Here is an 18452-nt window from a genome sequence, read left to right as displayed (position 1 = left end):
ACTAGTATTGTTTTTTAGATAAATAATAAATACGTTTACGGACTTATAATAATGAATAGATAATCCCAAATTTATATGAAGAAGTTTATTGCATTTGCAGCAATGTTAACACTGGTAATTGGCTGTGGTAAGTCAGGAGACAAAGGTGAGTTAGTTGGTGTTACAGGAGGGAAATGGCATCCTGAAAAACCTTATGGAATGACGTTAGTTCCGGGTGGTTCTTTTATTATGGGTAAATCAGATGCTGATTTAGCTAATGTGGAGGACGCTCCGACTAAAACAGTTACAGTTCGTTCATTTTATATGGATGAAACTGAGATTACTAATAGTGAGTACCGTCAATTTGTAGAATGGGTAAAAGATTCTACAATGAGAGTTCGTCTGGCTATTTTAGCTGATGAGACCGGGCAAAAATCTACTGGTGATAAAGGTAAAAAAGGTGGAAGCATTTCAGATTATGCATTTAATGATTCAGAGCCGGATAAAATGACGGCATACGATAAATATATGTATGATAACTACTATAGTGTAGGTACAAAAGACGATCCTTATGCAGGAAGAAAATTAAACAAAAAAGTTAAATTAATTAAAGATACTAAAGCATATCCGGATGAGTATTATGCGGAAGTAATGGATTCAATGTATTTGCCAATTGAAGAATCATATAATGGTTTGAGAACAATTGATGTCAATAAATTGAAATTCCGTTATTCTTGGATGGACATTCAGGCTGCTGCAAAAGCTAAAGTGGGTAAAAGAAAAGACTTCGTTAAAACAGAACAAGTTAGTGTATATCCTGATACAACAGTTTGGATTAAAGATTTTGCTTATTCTTATAATGAGCCAATGCACAATGATTATTTCTGGCACAAAGCTTACGGGGATTATCCTGTAGTAGGTGTAACCTGGAAACAGGCAAAAGCATTCTGTGCCTGGAGAACATTAAATAAAAATAGTTATATCAAATCTAAGAAAAAAGGACGTGATTTAGTAAATGCTTTCAGATTGCCAACAGAGGCAGAATGGGAGTATGCTGCAAGAGGAGGTCTGGAATCAGCTACTTATCCTTGGGGTGGTCCTTATACTAAGAGTGACAGAGGTTGTTTCTTAGCCAACTTTAAACCTAATAGAGGAGATTACGCTGCTGATGAGGCTTTGTATACAGTTGAGGCTAAATCTTATGAGCCAAATGGATACGGATTGTATAATATGGCAGGAAACGTTTCAGAGTGGACAGATTCAGCTTATAATCCAAATGCATACGAATATGTTTCTACAATGAATCCAAACGTAATTGATGGAAACAATCAAAGAAAAGTAGTTCGTGGAGGTTCTTGGAAAGATGTTGCTTATTTCCTACAGGTAAGCACTCGTGACCACGAATATGCAGATTCTGCAAGAAGTTATATTGGTTTCAGAACGGTACAGGATTACATGGGAACTCAAACGACAGGAAGCGGCAAAAAAACTAAAAAGTAAGTATAATTAAATTCAAATAACCAAATCAAATCTATTTTAAATTAAAACCTAAAAAAAAGTATTATGGCATTATTAAGTAAAAAAGCAATGAATTTCGCTTATGGTATGGGAGCGGCAGTGGTAATCGTTGGAGCCTTATTCAAAATTACTCACTTTGAGATTGGACCATTAACAGGAACTGTGATGTTATCAGTTGGATTGGTAACTGAAGCGTTAATCTTTGCACTTTCTGCTTTTGAACCAGTTGAAGATGAGTTAGATTGGACTCTTGTTTACCCTGAGTTAGCTAACGGTCAGGCTAGAAAAAAAGCGGATAAAGTTGAAGCTCCATCTGATGCCCAAGGATTGTTGTCTCAAAAATTAGATGTTATGTTGAAAGAAGCTAAAATTGACGGAGAATTAATGTCAAGCTTAGGTAATTCTATCAAAAACTTCGAAGGAGCTGCAAAAGCAATTTCTCCAACAGTAGATTCTATTGCAGGACAAAAGAAATATGCTGAAGAAATGTCTATGGCTGCTGCACAAATGGAATCATTAAACAGCTTATACAAAGTACAATTAGAAAGTGCTGCAAGAAATGCACAGGCAAATAGCGAAATCGCTGAAAATGCTTCTAAATTGAAAGAACAAATGCAATCAATGACTGCAAACATTGCTTCTTTAAACAATGTTTATGGTGGTATGCTTTCTGCAATGAGTAACAAAGGATAATTAGTTTTTGACTATTATATTAAATTTATTAATAAAGAACTAATTAGAAAAAATGGCAGGAGGAAAATTAACCCCTAGACAGAAGATGATTAACCTGATGTATCTGGTTTTCATCGCAATGTTAGCAATGAATGTATCAAAAGAAGTTATATCGGCTTTTGGTTTGATGAATGAAAAATTCGAAGGTGCAAATACTAATTCAACGGAAACAAATGCAGCTTTATTGATGTCTTTAGATCAAAAAGCCGCTGAGGCAAAAGGTGAGTTTACTATAGCTGCAGCTACTGCTCACAAAGTAGAAACAATTTCAAAAGAATTTTACGATTATATAGGTTCTTTAAAAGCGCAATCTATAAAAGGATTTGAAGTTGATAAAGAAACTGGAAAACTACCTTATGAGTCTATGGACAGAGGTGATAATATCGACGACTGGTTTACAGGAGACGGTTACACTGCAAAAGGTAAACAAATTATCGCTAAAATTGAGAAATATAAATCAGATATTAAAGCTGCTTTAGGTACAGACAAAAAATATGCTGGTATTATTTCTGAGGTTGAGAAAAAATTTGATGTTTCTGACGTAAAAAACAAAGAAGGTATAAAAGAAAAGTACTTAGAATATCACTTTAAAGGTTTTCCTGCAATTGCATCAGCTGCAAAACTTTCAGCTTGGCAAAATGACGTAAAGAAAACTGAAGCAGACGTTTATAATAGTGCATTAGGAAAAGCGGCTGTTGCTGCAGCTTCTTACAGTAACTATCAGGCGATTGTTGTTTTAGATAAAAATGCTTATTTCCAAGGAGAAAAAGTAACTGGTAAAGTAGTTTTAGGTCGTTATGACGAAAACACAAAACCAGAAAGTGTAACAGGAGCTTCTTTAGATCCTGCGACCGGACAAGCTAAAATTAACTTAACTGCAGGTAATGTAGGTGAGCAAGCTATTAATGGTCAGTTTAATTTCGTAGAAGATGGTAAAAAAATTAACTTGCCATTTAAAGGGAATTATGTTGTGGTGCCAAGACCAAACTCTGCTACAATTTCTGCAGACAAAATGAATGTTGTGTATAGAGGAGTTGTTAACCCAATTTCTGTATCATTCGCAGGTGTTGCTGATAATAAAGTGGTGGCTAGTGCTCCTGGATTATCGTCAGCTGGAAAACCAGGGAAATATAACATGAATCCGGGTTCAGGTACTGAAGCTACAATTTCTGTAACAGGAACTTTACCAAACGGAGATAAAGTTACAGATAAGAAAACATTTAGAATTAAAGGTATTCCTGGGCCTACAGGTACAATTAGAGGTGAGATGGGTGTTGTTAAAGGACCTAAATCTAACTTAGAAATTGCTACTATTGGAGCTAAATTACTTGATTTTGACTTTGAAGTTGGTTTAGATGTTGTTGGATTTAATTTAAAAATTGCAGGACAACCTACAGTTGTTGTTGCTGGAAATAAATTGAATGCTCAATGTAAAACAATACTTTCAAGAGCTGGAAAAGGAGACCAGGTTACTATTTCTGAGATTAAAACTAAACTTGTTGGAGCCGGTAGTTATTTATTGCCAAGAACTGCTCCGGTAATTTATGAAATACAATAATAAAAAGTAGGTAAACCTACGTTCAATATCTTATAATGGTATCATGATGAAAGTAAGAAATTTTTTAATAGCTATTGTTTCTATCGCTGGAGGTTTTTCTTCTTATGCGCAATCTAATTTGCTAAATGCGAAAACACCTGCTCAGATAGGACTTAAAACTCCTGCGCAACTTATCTCAGATAACGATAAGCCTTTGGCTTATGGTTACGTAGATGATAGAGATATCTTGATGGGGAAAACTACTTGGGAAATCATTGATTTAAATGAAAAAATCAACTTTCCAATGTACTTTCCGGTAGATACGGCTAATATTGGTTCTGATAGACGTTCACTTTACGATGTCTTGACGAAAGCTGTTAAAAACGGCAAAATAACTGAAGTATATAGCGACAGTTATTTCAATACTAAAAAATCTTTGAAAGATATTCAAGGTGCATTATCCCGTATTGATACAACAGATGCAGGTAGAGAATTGATCAACCAATATCCTGATGACTACAAAAGTCACGTTGTGAAGAAAAAAGTAGTTACAGGTACTGGTAAAAAGAAAGTTGTTTCTTATGTTGAAGAAACAGTTGGAGCAACAAGAACAGTTCCTGCAGAATATATCTTAAAACAAGATTTAACTGCTGCTGATGTTACACAATATAAAATTAAAGGATACTGGTATTTTGACAAACGTCAGAGTGAATTGAAATATCGTTTACTGGGAATTTGTCCTGTAACTCCGGATGTTTATACTATGAATAGTGACGAAAAGGATTATATTGAATTATTCTGGGTTTTCTTCCCTAATGCAAGAGAAGCATTACATGAAGCAAAAGCTTTTAACGATAATAACTCTGCACTTCCAATTTCATTTGATCAGATCTTAAATTCAAGACGTTTTAATGCAGTAATCTACAAAGAAGAAAACTTGTACGGAGATCGTGAGATCAAAGATTACATGAAGGATAATGCACAAAACCAATTGTTGGAATCTGAAAGAGTAAAAGAGAAGATTCGTAACTTCGAGCAAGATATGTGGAATTACTAAGTATCTAAAAATATATTATGAGAAACTCTTACTACAAATGTAGTAAGAGTTTTTTTTTGTTTTTGTTTTTATACATTTTTGATTGTTCAATTATTGAAGCGTATTGGTGCGGATTTCATTTATTGAAATTGCTTAGCAAAAAATAAGTGAAATGGAATTTAAAATCCCTCTTTTTTAAAGGCTATTGTAGTGCTGTAATAGAATAAAAAGATGTAAATTAGATTGTTTGTAGTCAATGAGTTATGTGTTTGATTTTATTTGTGCACAGGCGAATAGGCTTAACATTAAGTAGGAAGTTTTGAAAAAGAGAATTATTTTTTGATCTATTCTTCTATATTGATGTTTATGTAAGAAAAATTACAATAAAAAAAGTAATGCTACGTTCAATACCTTATACTGATGTTATGATGAAAGTGAGAAATTTTTTAATAGCTATTGTTTCTGTTGCGGGAAGTTTTTCTTCTCATGCACAATCTAATTTGCTGAATGCAAAAACACCTGCTCAGATTGGAGTAAAGACTCCTGCACAACTTATCTCAGATAATGATAAACCATTATCTTACGGCTATGTCGATGATAGAGATGTTTTGATGGGAAAAACTACCTGGGAAATCATTGATTTAAATGAAAAAATTAACTTCCCGTTGTATTTTCCGGTAGATACGGCTAATATTGGTTCTGACAGACGTTCGCTTTATGACGTTTTAATAAGAGCTATGAAAAGTGGTAAAATCACAGAAGTTTACAGCGATAGTTATTTTAATACTAAAAAATCTTTAAAAGATATTCAGGGGGCATTATCTCGTATTGACACAACAGATGCAGGTAGAGAATTGATCAATCAATATCCGGATGATTACAAAACTCACGTCGTAAAGAAAAAAGTAGTTACGGGTACGGGTAAAAAGAAAGTCGTTTCCTATACCGATGAAACTGTTGGTGCAACACGATCTGTACCCGCAGAATATATTCTTAGACAAGATCTTACTGCTGCAGATGTTACGCAATATAAAATTAAAGGATATTGGTATTTTGACAAACGGCAGAGTGATCTGAAATATCGTTTATTAGGGATTTGTCCTGTAACTCCTGATGTTTATACCATGAATAGTGATGAAAAGGATTATATTGAGTTGTTCTGGATTTTCTTCCCTGATGCTAGAGAGGTATTATATGAAGCCAAAGCATTTAATGATAAAAATTCTGCACGCCCCATTTCATTTGATCAAATCTTAAATTCAAGGTATTTTAATGCTGTTATTTATAAAGAGGAAAATATGTATGGCGATCGTGAGATCAAAGCTTATATGAAGGATAATGCTCAAAGTCAATTGCTGGAGGCGGAAAGAGTAAAAGAGAAGATACGGAACTTCGAAGAAGATATGTGGAACTACTAAATATCTAAATTACATTATAACAAAAACTCTTACTACCTTTGTAGTAAGAGTTTTTGTATTTTACCTTATAATACCTATGTTAGATTATTTAATTGTTGGATCCGGATTGGCTGGGATTTCATTTGCTGAAATGGCACTTAAAAATAATAAATCAATTTTAGTAGTAGATAATATGTCTCAGGTATCTTCAAGAGTTGCCGGAGGATTTTATAATCCTGTTATTTTAAAAAGATTTAGCGAAGTCTGGAATGCACAAGAACAATTGGTCGTAATGGACGATTTTTACAATCATATCGAGGCCAAATTACAAACGAAGTTTAATTTTAAACTTCCTATACTAAGAAAATTTTTCTCTATCGAAGAACAAAATAATTGGTTTGCCGCTTCAGATAAAATAAATTTAGCACCTTTTTTGTCTACCAAATTAATTTTAAAAAAATATAGAGGTATAGATTCTCCTTACGATTATGGTGAAGTCTTGCATACGGGTTATGTAGATACGATGTTGTTATTGGATACTTATAGAAAATATTTGCAAGAGAATAATCTGCTTTTAGAGCAGTCTTTTGACTGGAGCTATATTGAATTTTTCGATTTCGGAATTCAATATAAAAATATTCAGGCGCGTAATATTATTTTTGCGGAAGGGTTTGGATTGCATAAGAATCCTTTTTTTAGTTATTTGCCTCTAGACGGTACTAAGGGGGAAATGTTTGTAATAAAGGCTCCGGATTTAGACTTGGATGTCATTATAAATACAAGTGTTTTTATATTGCCTCTCGGGAATGATTTGTTTAAAGTTGGTGCTACATATAACTGGGAAGATAAAACCGATTTGCCCACCGAGGCAGGAAAACAGGAACTAATAGATCGGATCAAAGAAATTATTACCTGTGATTTTGAGATTATAGAACATTATGGAGGAGTTCGTCCTACCGTAAAGGACAGAAGACCTTTGATAGGAACTCATGAGGAATTTAAATCCCTCCATATTCTTAACGGATTAGGAACCAGAGGTGTGATGCTTGGACCTGCAATGGCAAAAGTTTTATATGATTATATCGAAGATAAAATACCTTTAACACGTGAAATTGATATTAAAAGATTTCATAAAAGATATTTAAAAAGTCTTATTTCTGACCGGCCTTAGGATCATAAGAAACGAACATATTAATATACAAATTTCTTGAGAGTCGTAAGACAAACGGAAATAATACAATCAAAGTGATCACTATTGCAATAAATGATTCTTCGATTGAGGCTTTAAAAAACACAAACGAAACAATAAAAGCCGCAATTCCAACAGCTACATTTAATCCGTAGCTTACATACATTGCTCCGTAAAAAAACGAAGGTTCAATTTGATATTTTAATCCGCAATGGCTGCAATGATCGTTCATTTTTAGAACTTTAGTCAAATGCAGTGGATTTTTGTCCGAATACATACTTTCATTTTGACATTTTGGACAACTTCCTGTTAAAATACTATTTAGTTTCGATCCTTTTTTTAACATTTGCAAAAAATTAAATTACCCCATTGGTTTGGGAGTGTAAATTTACACAATCAATTAGTTATAAAATAACAATACATGCTTAATATACATAATTTATCGGTTTCTTTTGGTGGTTCATATTTATTCGAAGAGGTGACTTTTCGTTTAGGTGCCGGAGATCGGGTTGGACTTGTCGGAAAAAATGGTGCTGGAAAATCAACTATGCTTAAAATCCTTGCGGGAGATTTTAAACCGGATTCAGGACAAATCGCTACCGAGAAAGAAGTTCGTATGGGATTCTTGCGTCAGGATATTGATTTTGAGCAGGGAAGAACCGTTCTTGAAGAAGCCTATGAAGCTTTTACGGATATTAAAGTTGTTGAGAAAAAATTAGCAGATATCAATCATCAATTAGTGACCAGAACTGATTATGAAAGTGAAGAATATACTCAAATCATCGAAGACCTGTCTGATTACACCCATCGTTTTGAACTTTTAGGAGGTTATAATTATGTAGGGGATACTGAGAAAATCCTTTTAGGTTTAGGTTTTAAAAGAGAAGTTTTTGATAATCAGACTGAAACATTTTCAGGAGGTTGGAGGATGCGTATTGAGTTGGCTAAATTATTATTGCAGGCAAATGATATTTTACTTCTGGATGAGCCTACGAATCACCTGGATATCGAAAGTATCATTTGGCTGGAAAACTTCCTGCGTAATTATCCCGGAGTTGTAGTAATTGTTTCGCACGATAAAATGTTCCTGGATAATGTAACGAATCGTACGATCGAAATTTCATTAGGAAAAGCCTATGATTTCAATAAGCCGTATTCTCAATATTTAGAATTGCGTCATGAAATTCGTGAAAAGCAATTGGCAACGCAAAAGAATCAGGCGAAGAAAATTGAAGAAACAGAAAAATTAATCGAGAAATTCCGTGCCAAAGCTTCTAAAGCTTCAATGGCGCAATCGTTGATTAAAAAATTAGATAAAGTAGAACGAATTGAAGTTGATGAAGACGACAATTCGGTAATGAATATTTCCTTTCCAGTTTCAAAAGAACCGGGTAGAGTAGTGGTTGAAGCAGATCATGTTACTAAAGCATACGGCGATAAAACGATCCTAAAAGACATTAATCTATTAGTAGAACGCGGAAGTAAAATTGCTTTTGTGGGACAGAATGGTCAGGGAAAATCGACTTTTATCAAAGCGATTGTTGATGAATTTGAATACGAAGGAAGTATCAAGCTGGGACATAACGTACAGTTAGGTTATTTTGCCCAAAATCAGGCAGAATATCTTGATGGCGAAATTACACTTCTTCAAACTATGGAAGATGCTGCAATGGATACGAATCGTTCTAAGGTTCGTGATATGTTAGGTTCGTTTTTATTTCGTGGAGATGATGTAGAGAAAAAAGTAAAAGTTCTTTCAGGTGGTGAGCGTAACCGTTTGGCACTTTGTAAGTTGTTGTTGCAGCCTATCAATGTTTTGCTGATGGATGAGCCTACGAATCACTTGGATATTAAATCTAAAAACGTTCTGAAAGCAGCACTTCAAAAATTTGGGGGAACTTTATTATTGGTTTCTCACGATAGGGATTTCCTGCAAGGAATGTCAAATATCGTTTATGAATTCAAAGATCAAAAGATAAAAGAATATTTAGGAGACATCAATTATTTCTTAGAGCAACGCAATCTTGAAAATATGCGTGAAGTCGAGAAAAAAGATGTGGCAAAAGCTGCTGCTCCTAAAGAAAGTAATAAGACTTCTTACGAAGATCAGAAAAAAGGTAAGGCATTACAAAACAAATTAAGTAAAGTCGAAAGCCAGATCAAACAATTAGAAAGAGACATTCAGCACGACGATAAATTGCTGCTTTCTAATTATGACAAGCATATCGAAGATGCTTCTTTTTTTACCGCATACAACAAAAAGAAAAAAGATTTAGATCAATTGCTTCTCGACTGGGAAATCGTTCAGGAAGAAATAGATAATTTCAACGCTTAATATAGTTTTCGGGAGCTAATCCAGCTTTCCGTTTCAAGTCCTCACTAAAAAAAACTAATTTTTCTAAACCATAAAACGAGCTTCCGTTGGTCGCTGTTTTCTGGCAAGAAAAATTGGTTTTTTTAGTTCCGGGCTTTTCTCTTCAATCTGGGCTTGGAAAAGAAGTTTCAGGTTTCCGTAAAGTATGTCAGTGATAATAAACGCCTCGGGTGTCATTTCGACGAAGGAGAAATCACACTAGTTGACCGAAAAAGATTGGCGAGATTCTTCGAGGAGTTTCATATGTCATTTCGACGAAGGTGAAATGACAAAAATGAGAATAAAATCTGTAAGTATCAGTTAAACCACTGTCATCTGTATTCCAATAACCATCACAGTATGCATTTTACCAAGAAATTACTTAATAATCCCAATACATTTTGAGTGCATAATGGCTTCACTACTATGTTTGTAATAGCAAACAGAAACTTCCAGGTTTTCTAAATTTTTCATAATAACCTTAGTCGCTTCTTTTTGATGTTTACCGGTTTGTCTGATATAAACAGCTTTGACGGTGACAGGAAATATTTTGCAGATTCGTTCATACAAAATCGGATCGTGTTGCGAATCATCTCCCAGTAAAACATATTTCAGATTAGGGTAAAACTCCAAGACGTGTTTTATTTTATCAAATTTGTGATCGTGATTGCCACGTCCGCTCATAAAAAAATCGGTAATACCTCTTTTAATATCTTTCAGTAAAATTACAGCTCTTGGCAATTGATGTATTTTGGTAAACTTTACAATAAAGCGATACAAATTCCACTCGCTGCTTGAGACATAAAAAAAAGCATTTTCTTCCTCTTTATTATTTCGCCCTGCTGAACTCAACGCCTGATAGTGGGATACAACATCTGTGAAAACTTTGCGGTCATTCACGTTTTTAAATAAAAGGATGTATATTTTTTTAAATAAATTTTGGGTGTGCGAAATCAGAAATGTATCATCAATATCAGATATAATTCCAAGTTTTCCTTTGTGAGGTCTGATGAAGCTGCCTTTTTCGGTTATGGTTTCATTTTCATCCTTAATACTCACTTCATATTCCATCCATCCAAAATTAGTTTCTGTTTCAAGGGGGATACAAAATTTAAAATAACCGTCATCCAGTGTTTTGGTGTGAATTTCCTGATTCCCGCATTTGAGATAAATATCAAAATTTTTGAGGGTTTTTATCCTAAACTGATTAATAATTGAACGTGCATTTTTTAAGTTTTTCTTCTGAAAATCATAATCATACGTTCTTTTAAAAACATGTCCCATTACAATTAATTCTTCTTCATTGGCATAACCTCGATATAATTGTAAAATTGGTTTCATTAATTGCGTATATTTATATATGGATGCTGTAAATTAATTATTTTAATTGACTTTAAAAATAAAATTTTGAAAAAGAATATCATATTTGTTGTAAACCCTATTTCCGGAGATCTGGATAAATCAGATTTGATAGATGCCGTGCAGGAGTTTGCCAACACAAATCATTTTGATCTTGAAGTTTATGAAACTACGGGTAAAAGTGACCAGAGAGAAATACAATCGCTTTATAATCAATATTTACCTGAACGAATTATAGTTGCCGGTGGCGATGGAACCATCAAAATGGTTGCTGAAGCAATGGAACAGTTTGATGTTATCATTGGTATTTTGCCTGCCGGATCAGCAAATGGTTTATCTGTCGATCTGAATTTGCCCACTACAATTGAAGAAAATCTAAAAATTGCTTTTCTAAACCGTTATATCGAAATGGATATGATTTGTATCAATGGCAAAAAGAGTATTCATTTAAGCGATATTGGTGTGAATGCTAACCTGGTGAAGAATTATGAAGAAAGTAACTTACGCGGCTTCTGGGGATATGCCCTGCAAGCATACTCGGCATTAAAAGAATCTGAAGAACCTTTTGTTGCGACTATTTCTGCCAATAATAAAACGGTTAAACATACCGCAAGAATGATTGTAATTGCGAATTCTCAAAAGTACGGAACGGGAGTTGTTATTAATCCACATGGAGTTATGAACGACGGAAAATTTGAATTGGTGATCTTAAAGAATCTTGATTTATTGCTTATTGGAAAAATCATTACGGGCAATATGCCAATTGATTCAGACGATATTGTGATTATTTCGACTGACAAGGCCACTATAAAAACAGATTGTCCGGTAAATTTTCAGATCGATGGAGAATATTGTGGGGCTCAGACTTCTTTAGAAATTCATATTCTGCACCAACAAATGAAAATTGCGATTCCTTAAAGTGAAAACTGAACTTTGGCAAAGTTTCGAAACTTTGTCAAAGTTTTTCATAATTATTTAAAAGGATTGCGTTCCTGCCAGTCCGTTTTGGGTTCAAGATAATTGAATAGTTTGGCAATATTATGATTGATTAAAGCATTGCTGTGTGTAATTAATCCGTACATTTTTACTGGTTTTGCACCAACAGAACTTTTAATTTCCAGTGCGGTTCTGGCAAAAACAATTTCTGAAAAACCCTGATTAATGGAATAAGCAATCATATCGTATAACATATTTAAGTACAACATTCTTTCGCGTTGAATGGTTTCGTCGTAGCCTAAAAAGTAAGTATCCATTACATTTCCGTTTTTTATTAATGTATTGAAGCCTATTAGTTTTTCATCAAGGAAATAACCATAAAACAAAAAGTCATCCTTCATGATTTCCTTAAAAAAGCTAAAGTGATTTCTGGCCAGGAAAAAAGTATTAAAAGGGGCATTTTTTGCCACATGAAAATACAGGTCGTAAATCAGATCTTCATAGTTTTTAATGCCATTCAGGGACATTTTTTGCTTTACAATTCCTTCTGCTTTTTTTCGGGCACGTTTATATTGATCGCGATATTTTTTGGATAAAGCATCAATGTAATCTTGTTCATTTGTCCAATTTTTATTGATTTCAAAAATCATATTGGGTTGTGTGGAAAAGGTATAATTATTCTTGAATTCTGCTTTTAAAGGCTCAATTTCATTTGCTGTAAAGTCTTTTATACTGGTTATATGAACTTTTCTTCCGCTTGCTTTCAGGTCTTTCTTAAGCTGATTGATTGCTTTATGAAGGGTTTTGATAGCCTTAGGTTGCTTTATAGTTGCATCAAAAATAAAAGCATTTTGTCCCGTGAGCATATTGTTACCAACGAATAATACATGCGAGGCGAAATTTTTAAAAGCAAAATTGCGGACAGAAGTTTTTAAACATTGATCGCGTTCTCCAAAGGAATCTAATTTTTCTGCAAATAAAAATTGAGTTAAGACGATGCCTGCAAGTTTATCATCGTTAAAAATTCCAATAAAATGACAAATCATATTTACCGGAGAAGAGTTCTCCAGTACTTCGAGATATTCCCGGGTCAAAAAGATATTATTTACAGCCAGCAAATTCCATTCTAACGGTAGTAAGGAAGCGCTGTTGTATATCCTGAAGGTATAAGTTGTATTCAAAAGTGTGAGCTAATTTTTTCAAAATTAGGTAATATTTGTAATAACCCGCTTTCTTTAGGTTATTATTAAGAAAATCCGTTTGAGTTTTGATTTCAAACGGATTCTATTTTATGTTATTTATGCATATCCACAAATGATTCCGCCCATTAAAGTAAGTGTAACGACCCAAAATCCGGCGTGTATGAATATGTATTTCCATGATTTCCTTTCAAATAAACCATTAATTCCAATTATCGGGAAAGCAAACAATAAACCCGATATGAAGCCATGAAGCGCACCGTGTTTAAAAGTGCGGTAAGCAGTTCCGTAATCTGCCATAAAAGCGGCAAAAGATGGTTTTGCGCTGTCGATTAGCTGCGGTCCGCCAACCATACCAACAGCCCCGGATTGATGAATGGTTAGTGACATTAGCGTAACTGTAATCATTAACGAGAAAATATAAGTTAGCCCAAAAATTTTGAGCATATTACCGGTTCGAAGTTCTTTTTGTGTCAGGTTGTTTTCTCTCATCCAGATTGTTCCAAACACTTTTGGGTTGTACCAAACAAATCCAACTACTAGTGTAACAACAGCTGCGAGAAGCAATGCAATAGGGTTAATTTTCATAATATGAGGTTTTTATAATTAGTTGGTCAAATTTAAACAAAATAATAGAAGTGTGGTATTTTGTTTAAATGTAATACAATTAGGGTTAATTTATTATTTATCAACACATTGTCGATATTATGTGCTTTATTTCGATGAAATGTATAATTTTAACTCCGAACAAATTCCCCAATCTGTTATGAAAAGCTTAGTCCTGTTTTTTCTGGCTTTTGCTTTTTCTCTAAATATTTTTGCTGATACTATTTCAGATAAAGAGAAAAACGCGCTTATAAAATTATATCATGCTACAAATGGAGGGCAATGGAAAACGAAGTGGGATTTATCACTTTCGGCCGCTACCTGGAATGGTGTTGAAACTGATAATGGCAAAGTAGTAGGCCTTAATTTAGCCAACAATAATTTGCAAGGAAAGTTACCTGTAGAATTGTTGGATTTAGTGAATTTAGTTCAAGTAGATCTTCATAAAAATAGATTGCAAGGTGAGTTGCCTTTGGAGATTGGCAGGCTAAGTAAATTAGAGGTTCTTTCTTTGTTTGATAATCAAATTCAGGGAGATTTACCGGGTTCCATCTATAAGTTAATAAATTTAAAGGTTTTGCTTTTAAACAATAATAAATTTTCAGGCAGTTTGAGCAAAGAAATAATCAATTATGGTGCTTTGCAAAACCTGAGTTTGTTTGATAATAATTTTGAGGGAGAATTCCGATTGAAATTGAAAAGTTGCATAATTTGAAAGAAATGAACCTTTCGTATAATCAATTTAAAGGGAGCGTTTCAAAAGATCTGATTTTATTAGACACCTTAAATATGACCATGTTTGACGAGAACGGAAATCCTTTTCTATTAGAAATCAATACTGAAAAAGAAACAACAATAGTTACCCAAAATTAATCGTGCTTATGAATGAATTTTATAATCGTTAAAAAGTTGATTAAATATATTTAGTTAATTGTTTAGAAACCGTAATTCGTTACGGTTTTTTTTACGTTTGGAATTTACCGTTATGAAATAGAAAAAATAACATTTAATTTAGATCGATATTTTTATCAATTTGCTTTTTTTTTATAACTTTAATTCTTCAATTTGCAGAATAAACAAATAGAAGTATAAAATAATCTAACCTTTTTAATAATTAAAATTATGGTAGTACAGTATCAAGGTGAACAACACGGAAAAGCAACAACATTTACACTAAGAATCATAGGCAACAATTTGTCAAAAAGCAGCTCGAACTACCAAATTGATTTATTAGTAGGAGATAAGCAATTGCCCACTTTTACAACGGCAATTCATCAGAGTTTATCAAATTGTCTAAAAGAAATTTACCTTTTCAGAAAACATAACGGAATTAAATTTAATGCTTCTTCAGAGAAAATAACGCCACTTTTGGTTCCTTACGATTTGGTTTTATACAATTATAATAAAGGGGCTTTATTTATGGCTTAAAGTTAGAGTTTCTTATAGAATATAAAGAAGACTGTTCTGAGAGCAGTCTTTTTTTTGTTTAAGATTTTTTAATTTTATCTTGAGGAATAAAAAGCTATAAACCCTTCTGAAAATTTTGAATCTAAGCTATTTTCTAATTCCTTAAACTTCAGCAATTTTGTTTTGGCAACCAAGTCTTATCCTTGTGTTTTGAGGTCTTATTGTAGACCATTTATGGAATAATAATAATAATAATAATAATATTTCTTATGTAGCTCAAACAGAGTACTTAAAATACTGACAGTGATTCAGTACGAATCTTAAATTCAGATACTATAAATTATAAAAAAACGAAAGCTGTCTCAATTTTTATTTGAGACAGCTTTCGTTTTGATGATTCAATTCTGCAATAGCAAAATCAGAGAAGCTTTGTAAGAATGGTAATTGAGATACTTAAAAATTAGTATTTACTTTTTTAGAACGATCTGCAATGTATGACATAAGCCAGGTTACCTGACCATCCTTTACAAAGTAAATTTTCTTTGTTGCTAAGTTTGGAATACTTTCCAGACAGTTTGCCAGTATGTTATTTGCAGAAATAAGGTATTTCTGGTCATAGGTACTCAAAACTCTGGCAGCTTCTTTATCTGTTTTGGCAAGAGTATTATACTTGTTGAAATTATTTTTCAGGATTGCGTCATAATTCATAACGTCTTCTAAGTTGAAGGAAATATAATGATCTTTAACGTTTTCATTAAAATATAGCGTAGAAAATGCCCATACAGCTCCTCCGGATAAATAGATTTTTTCTTTTTTTAATAAAAGAGGATTTGCGTCCAGCATTTCTTTTATCTTTTTGCGCAGTACGGTATTAAAATCAAAAGACTTTTCCTGATAGGTCGACATATCATTAGCCTGGCTTTGATTTACAACCGTTTTCTTTACGGCATCAGTAAGTGTCATTGTACCAAAATCAAGTTCCAGAGGTATAAACTCTAATTTGTTATCTGTAAGCTCATCGATATATCCTCCTTTAGTAGTTTGGGCACCAATATCAAGGAGTAGGGCATTAGAATAATCTACAGGAGGTATCGCACCTTTTACCAGCATTTTGGCCTCTTCGTCAACATTTATAACATCAAAACTTTTATTAGACAGTGTAGTAATTTTATTTCTTAAAACATCAATGTTGCGAGCTGATGAGAAAACGGGAGCAGCAACTATAAATATATTGGCTTCGGGAATTTTAAATTCCTCTCTTATTTTCTTCAATTGGTCCAGGACGATAATACTGGTTTTGTTAATGTCTTCCTGAGGAATCTCACCATAAGTATTAATATGATCGGCAAGACTAATTCTTTCATTTGAGAAGTAGAGAATCTTGTAGTCTGCTTTCTTGATATTGTTTATATCCAGAATAGAGGTTTTTATTGCCCGGCGTCCGATTTCGATTCCGGCATAAAGATTTTTTTGAGAAAATGAATGGATGGAAAAAAATAAATTTAAAAGAATAAAAAATAGAATTTGGGATTTGTTTTTCTTAAACATTGGATTTAATTATGGTTATAATACAATTTATTTTTGAATAAAGACTTTAAGCTATTGTGTGTGGTATTTATGTGAAAGTCATAATTTTAAATTAAAAATAATAGGTTTCAATACGAGATCGCAAATTTATAAAAACATTTACGAACATAAACGCAGTTATTAGAAAATATAAGATTAATTATTAGGTAGTGCTTTAAGGTTGATGTTGTATGATTTTGTATTTCTAACCTATTGAAAAAGAGTGGCAATAGAAAGTTATTTACTTAAGGTTGGCTAATAACAATCCTTGTTCTCTGCAATGTTTTGATCCAAAACTCCTAAAATACCTCTTATTTAATACTTTTTTATTTGTTGTGCATCGTAAATAGGACAAAAGTCTTTTTAATTTTTCCTGAAATAAAACTGAAATAATTCAATATGGCATACTTTTTCTGAAGCGGAAAACTAAGGTCGTTTAAGCTTTTGCCAATAGATTTTTCTTTATTTTTTTAGGTTATGATATACGATAACCACTTTTTGGAATAATTATGACAAAATTTGAATTATTATAAAAAAATAATTCAATGGAAACAATAGAGATTAAAAACGTAGAGTATTTAAGAAAACTAATGATTCAGTATCTAAATATTTTAAAGACGCCAAATGATAAAACAGAGTTTTATGCTGCTGAAATCAAATTATTAAATTATTATGAATTGGGCTGTGTCATTACCGAAATGCTTAAATTATGCATTCTGGCACTGGATCACGAAGCACAAAAAATTTCAGGCGCGATCAAAAATCCGTCAATTAATGTGGCTCTTATTTTGGAAGTTGTCCTCCAGTTATTTCCTGTCGATGAATTTGAGCTGTTAACTGAAATTAATGAATTCCTTATTGCGGATTCTACCGATGGAAGTGAACCAAATAGTTGAAATAAATAATTTTGAAATCATTTTAATAAAAAGAAAAATAATTGAAATTGGAGGTACTGCCTTATCTAACATAAAAAGCTAATTTTTTCTAGTATTTATAGAAAAAAGCCTGATAAATCCTGATGCCCCGCTTTTTGAGGATTATAAAAGTATTTTAGCAGGCTTATCTTAAATTTCAAATTATTATTCTATTTATACTTGCTCAAATCCAGATTAAGAATAGTACCTACTCTGCTAAACTCTTCATTAATCTTTGCATTCAGGATGAGTTGTTCATTTTTTATTGGATGATTAAAAATTAACTGATGGGCATGAAGCATCATTCCTTTCAGGTCGTAATTCTCCAACCATAATTTATTTTGTTTGTTGCAACCATGTGGACGACTTCCTAAAATGGGATGAAAAATATGTTTGAAATGTTTTCGTAATTGATGCATACGTCCCGTTTCAGGAATCGCTTCTACCAAACAATATCGCGATGTTGGTTTATTGTTAAATTCTAAGTCAACTTCGGCATTTTGCAAACGATGAAAGTATGTTATTGCATTTTGTTTAATGTCATCATCATTGATTAAATCATAATCAATTGTTAGTTCTTCGGGCGACCAACCACGTAAAATGGCTAAATATTTTTTTTCGACTTCGCGTGTGGCGAAATGATCATTCATAATTTTCAAAACCTCTTTATTCAATGCAAATAACAAGACGCCAGATGTTTTTCGGTCTAGCCGATGAATAGGAT

At 33.0% G+C, this 18452-nt stretch carries 18 protein-coding genes; 12 read left to right on the top strand and 6 right to left on the bottom strand.

Annotation, left to right across the window (positions count from 1 at the left end; all coding sequences use genetic code 11):
• Positions 1–75 precede the first annotated feature (75 nt).
• The 6 genes from gldK (at position 76) to ACQY44_RS08375 (ending at position 7370) form a co-directional block, all read left to right on the top strand.
• On the top strand, positions 76–1479 hold the full coding sequence (gldK, locus tag ACQY44_RS08400; RefSeq protein ID WP_428229938.1) for a gliding motility lipoprotein GldK: 1404 nt from the start codon (positions 76–78) through the stop codon (positions 1477–1479).
• A gap of 63 nt (positions 1480–1542) precedes the next feature.
• On the top strand, positions 1543–2190 hold the full coding sequence (gene gldL, locus ACQY44_RS08395) for a gliding motility protein GldL (protein ID WP_428229937.1): 648 nt from the start codon (positions 1543–1545) through the stop codon (positions 2188–2190).
• 52 nt (positions 2191–2242) lie between these two features.
• On the top strand, positions 2243–3787 hold the full coding sequence (gene gldM, locus ACQY44_RS08390) for a gliding motility protein GldM (protein WP_428229936.1): 1545 nt from the start codon (positions 2243–2245) through the stop codon (positions 3785–3787).
• A gap of 46 nt (positions 3788–3833) precedes the next feature.
• The gene (gene gldN, locus ACQY44_RS08385; protein WP_428231187.1) at positions 3834–4823 is read left to right on the top strand and encodes a gliding motility protein GldN; all 990 of its coding nucleotides are present in this window, start codon (positions 3834–3836) and stop codon (positions 4821–4823) included.
• Between the two features lie 407 nt (positions 4824–5230).
• On the top strand, positions 5231–6220 hold the full coding sequence (gene gldN / locus ACQY44_RS08380) for a gliding motility protein GldN (protein ID WP_428231186.1): 990 nt from the start codon (positions 5231–5233) through the stop codon (positions 6218–6220).
• Positions 6221–6296: 76 nt separating this feature from the next.
• A complete protein-coding gene (locus tag ACQY44_RS08375) occupies positions 6297–7370 on the top strand; it encodes an NAD(P)/FAD-dependent oxidoreductase (protein WP_428229935.1) in 1074 nt (357 codons plus the stop codon).
• On the opposite strand, the gene ACQY44_RS08370 is transcribed toward ACQY44_RS08375, so the two are convergent.
• Positions 7351–7734, bottom strand: a complete 384-nt coding sequence (locus tag ACQY44_RS08370; RefSeq protein WP_428229934.1) for a DUF983 domain-containing protein — start codon at positions 7732–7734, stop codon at positions 7351–7353. The genes ACQY44_RS08375 and ACQY44_RS08370 overlap by 20 nt on opposite strands.
• 75 nt (positions 7735–7809) lie before the next feature.
• Here ACQY44_RS08370 and ACQY44_RS08365 point away from each other — a divergent pair, with 75 nt between their 5' ends.
• Positions 7810–9723 (top strand): ABC-F family ATP-binding cassette domain-containing protein, encoded by a 1914-nt coding sequence (locus tag ACQY44_RS08365; RefSeq protein WP_428229933.1) that lies wholly within the window; start codon positions 7810–7812, stop codon positions 9721–9723.
• 396 nt (positions 9724–10119) lie between these two features.
• On the opposite strand, the gene ACQY44_RS08360 is transcribed toward ACQY44_RS08365, so the two are convergent.
• Positions 10120–11082, bottom strand: a complete 963-nt coding sequence (locus ACQY44_RS08360; protein WP_428229932.1) for an App1 family protein — start codon at positions 11080–11082, stop codon at positions 10120–10122.
• Positions 11083–11148: 66 nt separating this feature from the next.
• Between ACQY44_RS08360 and ACQY44_RS08355 the strand changes: the two genes are divergently transcribed.
• Positions 11149–12018: a diacylglycerol/lipid kinase family protein gene (locus tag ACQY44_RS08355; protein ID WP_428229931.1), complete on the top strand. Its 870-nt coding sequence runs from the start codon at positions 11149–11151 to the stop codon at positions 12016–12018.
• 53 nt (positions 12019–12071) lie between these two features.
• Here the strand turns inward: ACQY44_RS08355 and ACQY44_RS08350 are convergent, their stop codons facing one another.
• Positions 12072–13217, bottom strand: coding sequence for a GNAT family N-acetyltransferase (locus tag ACQY44_RS08350; protein ID WP_428229930.1), 1146 nt, complete (start codon positions 13215–13217; stop codon positions 12072–12074).
• Between the two features lie 117 nt (positions 13218–13334).
• Positions 13335–13823: a DUF1761 domain-containing protein gene (locus ACQY44_RS08345; RefSeq protein WP_428229929.1), complete on the bottom strand. Its 489-nt coding sequence runs from the start codon at positions 13821–13823 to the stop codon at positions 13335–13337.
• Between the two features lie 178 nt (positions 13824–14001).
• On the opposite strand from ACQY44_RS08345, the gene ACQY44_RS08340 reads away from it, so the two are divergent.
• The 3 genes from ACQY44_RS08340 to ACQY44_RS08330 all read left to right on the top strand — a co-directional run bounded on the left by ACQY44_RS08340 (position 14002) and on the right by ACQY44_RS08330 (position 15269).
• Positions 14002–14556, top strand: a complete 555-nt coding sequence (locus ACQY44_RS08340; protein ID WP_428229928.1) for a Two component regulator three Y domain protein — start codon at positions 14002–14004, stop codon at positions 14554–14556.
• The gene (locus ACQY44_RS08335; protein WP_428229927.1) at positions 14553–14714 is read left to right on the top strand and encodes a hypothetical protein; all 162 of its coding nucleotides are present in this window, start codon (positions 14553–14555) and stop codon (positions 14712–14714) included. Before ACQY44_RS08340 ends, ACQY44_RS08335 begins: the two co-directional genes overlap by 4 nt.
• 249 nt (positions 14715–14963) lie before the next feature.
• Positions 14964–15269 carry a hypothetical protein gene (locus ACQY44_RS08330; protein ID WP_428229926.1) on the top strand — a complete coding sequence of 102 codons (306 nt, stop codon included), beginning with the start codon at positions 14964–14966 and terminating at the stop codon, positions 15267–15269.
• A 432-nt stretch (positions 15270–15701) separates the two neighbouring features.
• On the opposite strand, the gene ACQY44_RS08325 is transcribed toward ACQY44_RS08330, so the two are convergent.
• Positions 15702–16796 carry an exopolyphosphatase gene (locus ACQY44_RS08325; protein ID WP_428229925.1) on the bottom strand — a complete coding sequence of 365 codons (1095 nt, stop codon included), beginning with the start codon at positions 16794–16796 and terminating at the stop codon, positions 15702–15704.
• A 563-nt stretch (positions 16797–17359) separates the two neighbouring features.
• Here ACQY44_RS08325 and ACQY44_RS08320 point away from each other — a divergent pair.
• The gene (locus ACQY44_RS08320) at positions 17360–17710 is read left to right on the top strand and encodes a hypothetical protein (RefSeq protein ID WP_428229924.1); all 351 of its coding nucleotides are present in this window, start codon (positions 17360–17362) and stop codon (positions 17708–17710) included.
• 188 nt (positions 17711–17898) lie between these two features.
• Here ACQY44_RS08320 and ACQY44_RS08315 read toward each other — a convergent pair.
• Positions 17899–18452: pseudouridine synthase (locus tag ACQY44_RS08315; protein WP_428229923.1), on the bottom strand; the 554-nt coding region annotated here is incomplete at its 5' end.

The organism is Flavobacterium sp. (assembly GCF_965277525.1).
Lineage (GTDB): Bacteria > Bacteroidota > Bacteroidia > Flavobacteriales > Flavobacteriaceae > Flavobacterium.
Note: the sequence above shows the minus strand (reverse complement) of the source record. Positions and strands in the feature narration are given on the sequence as shown.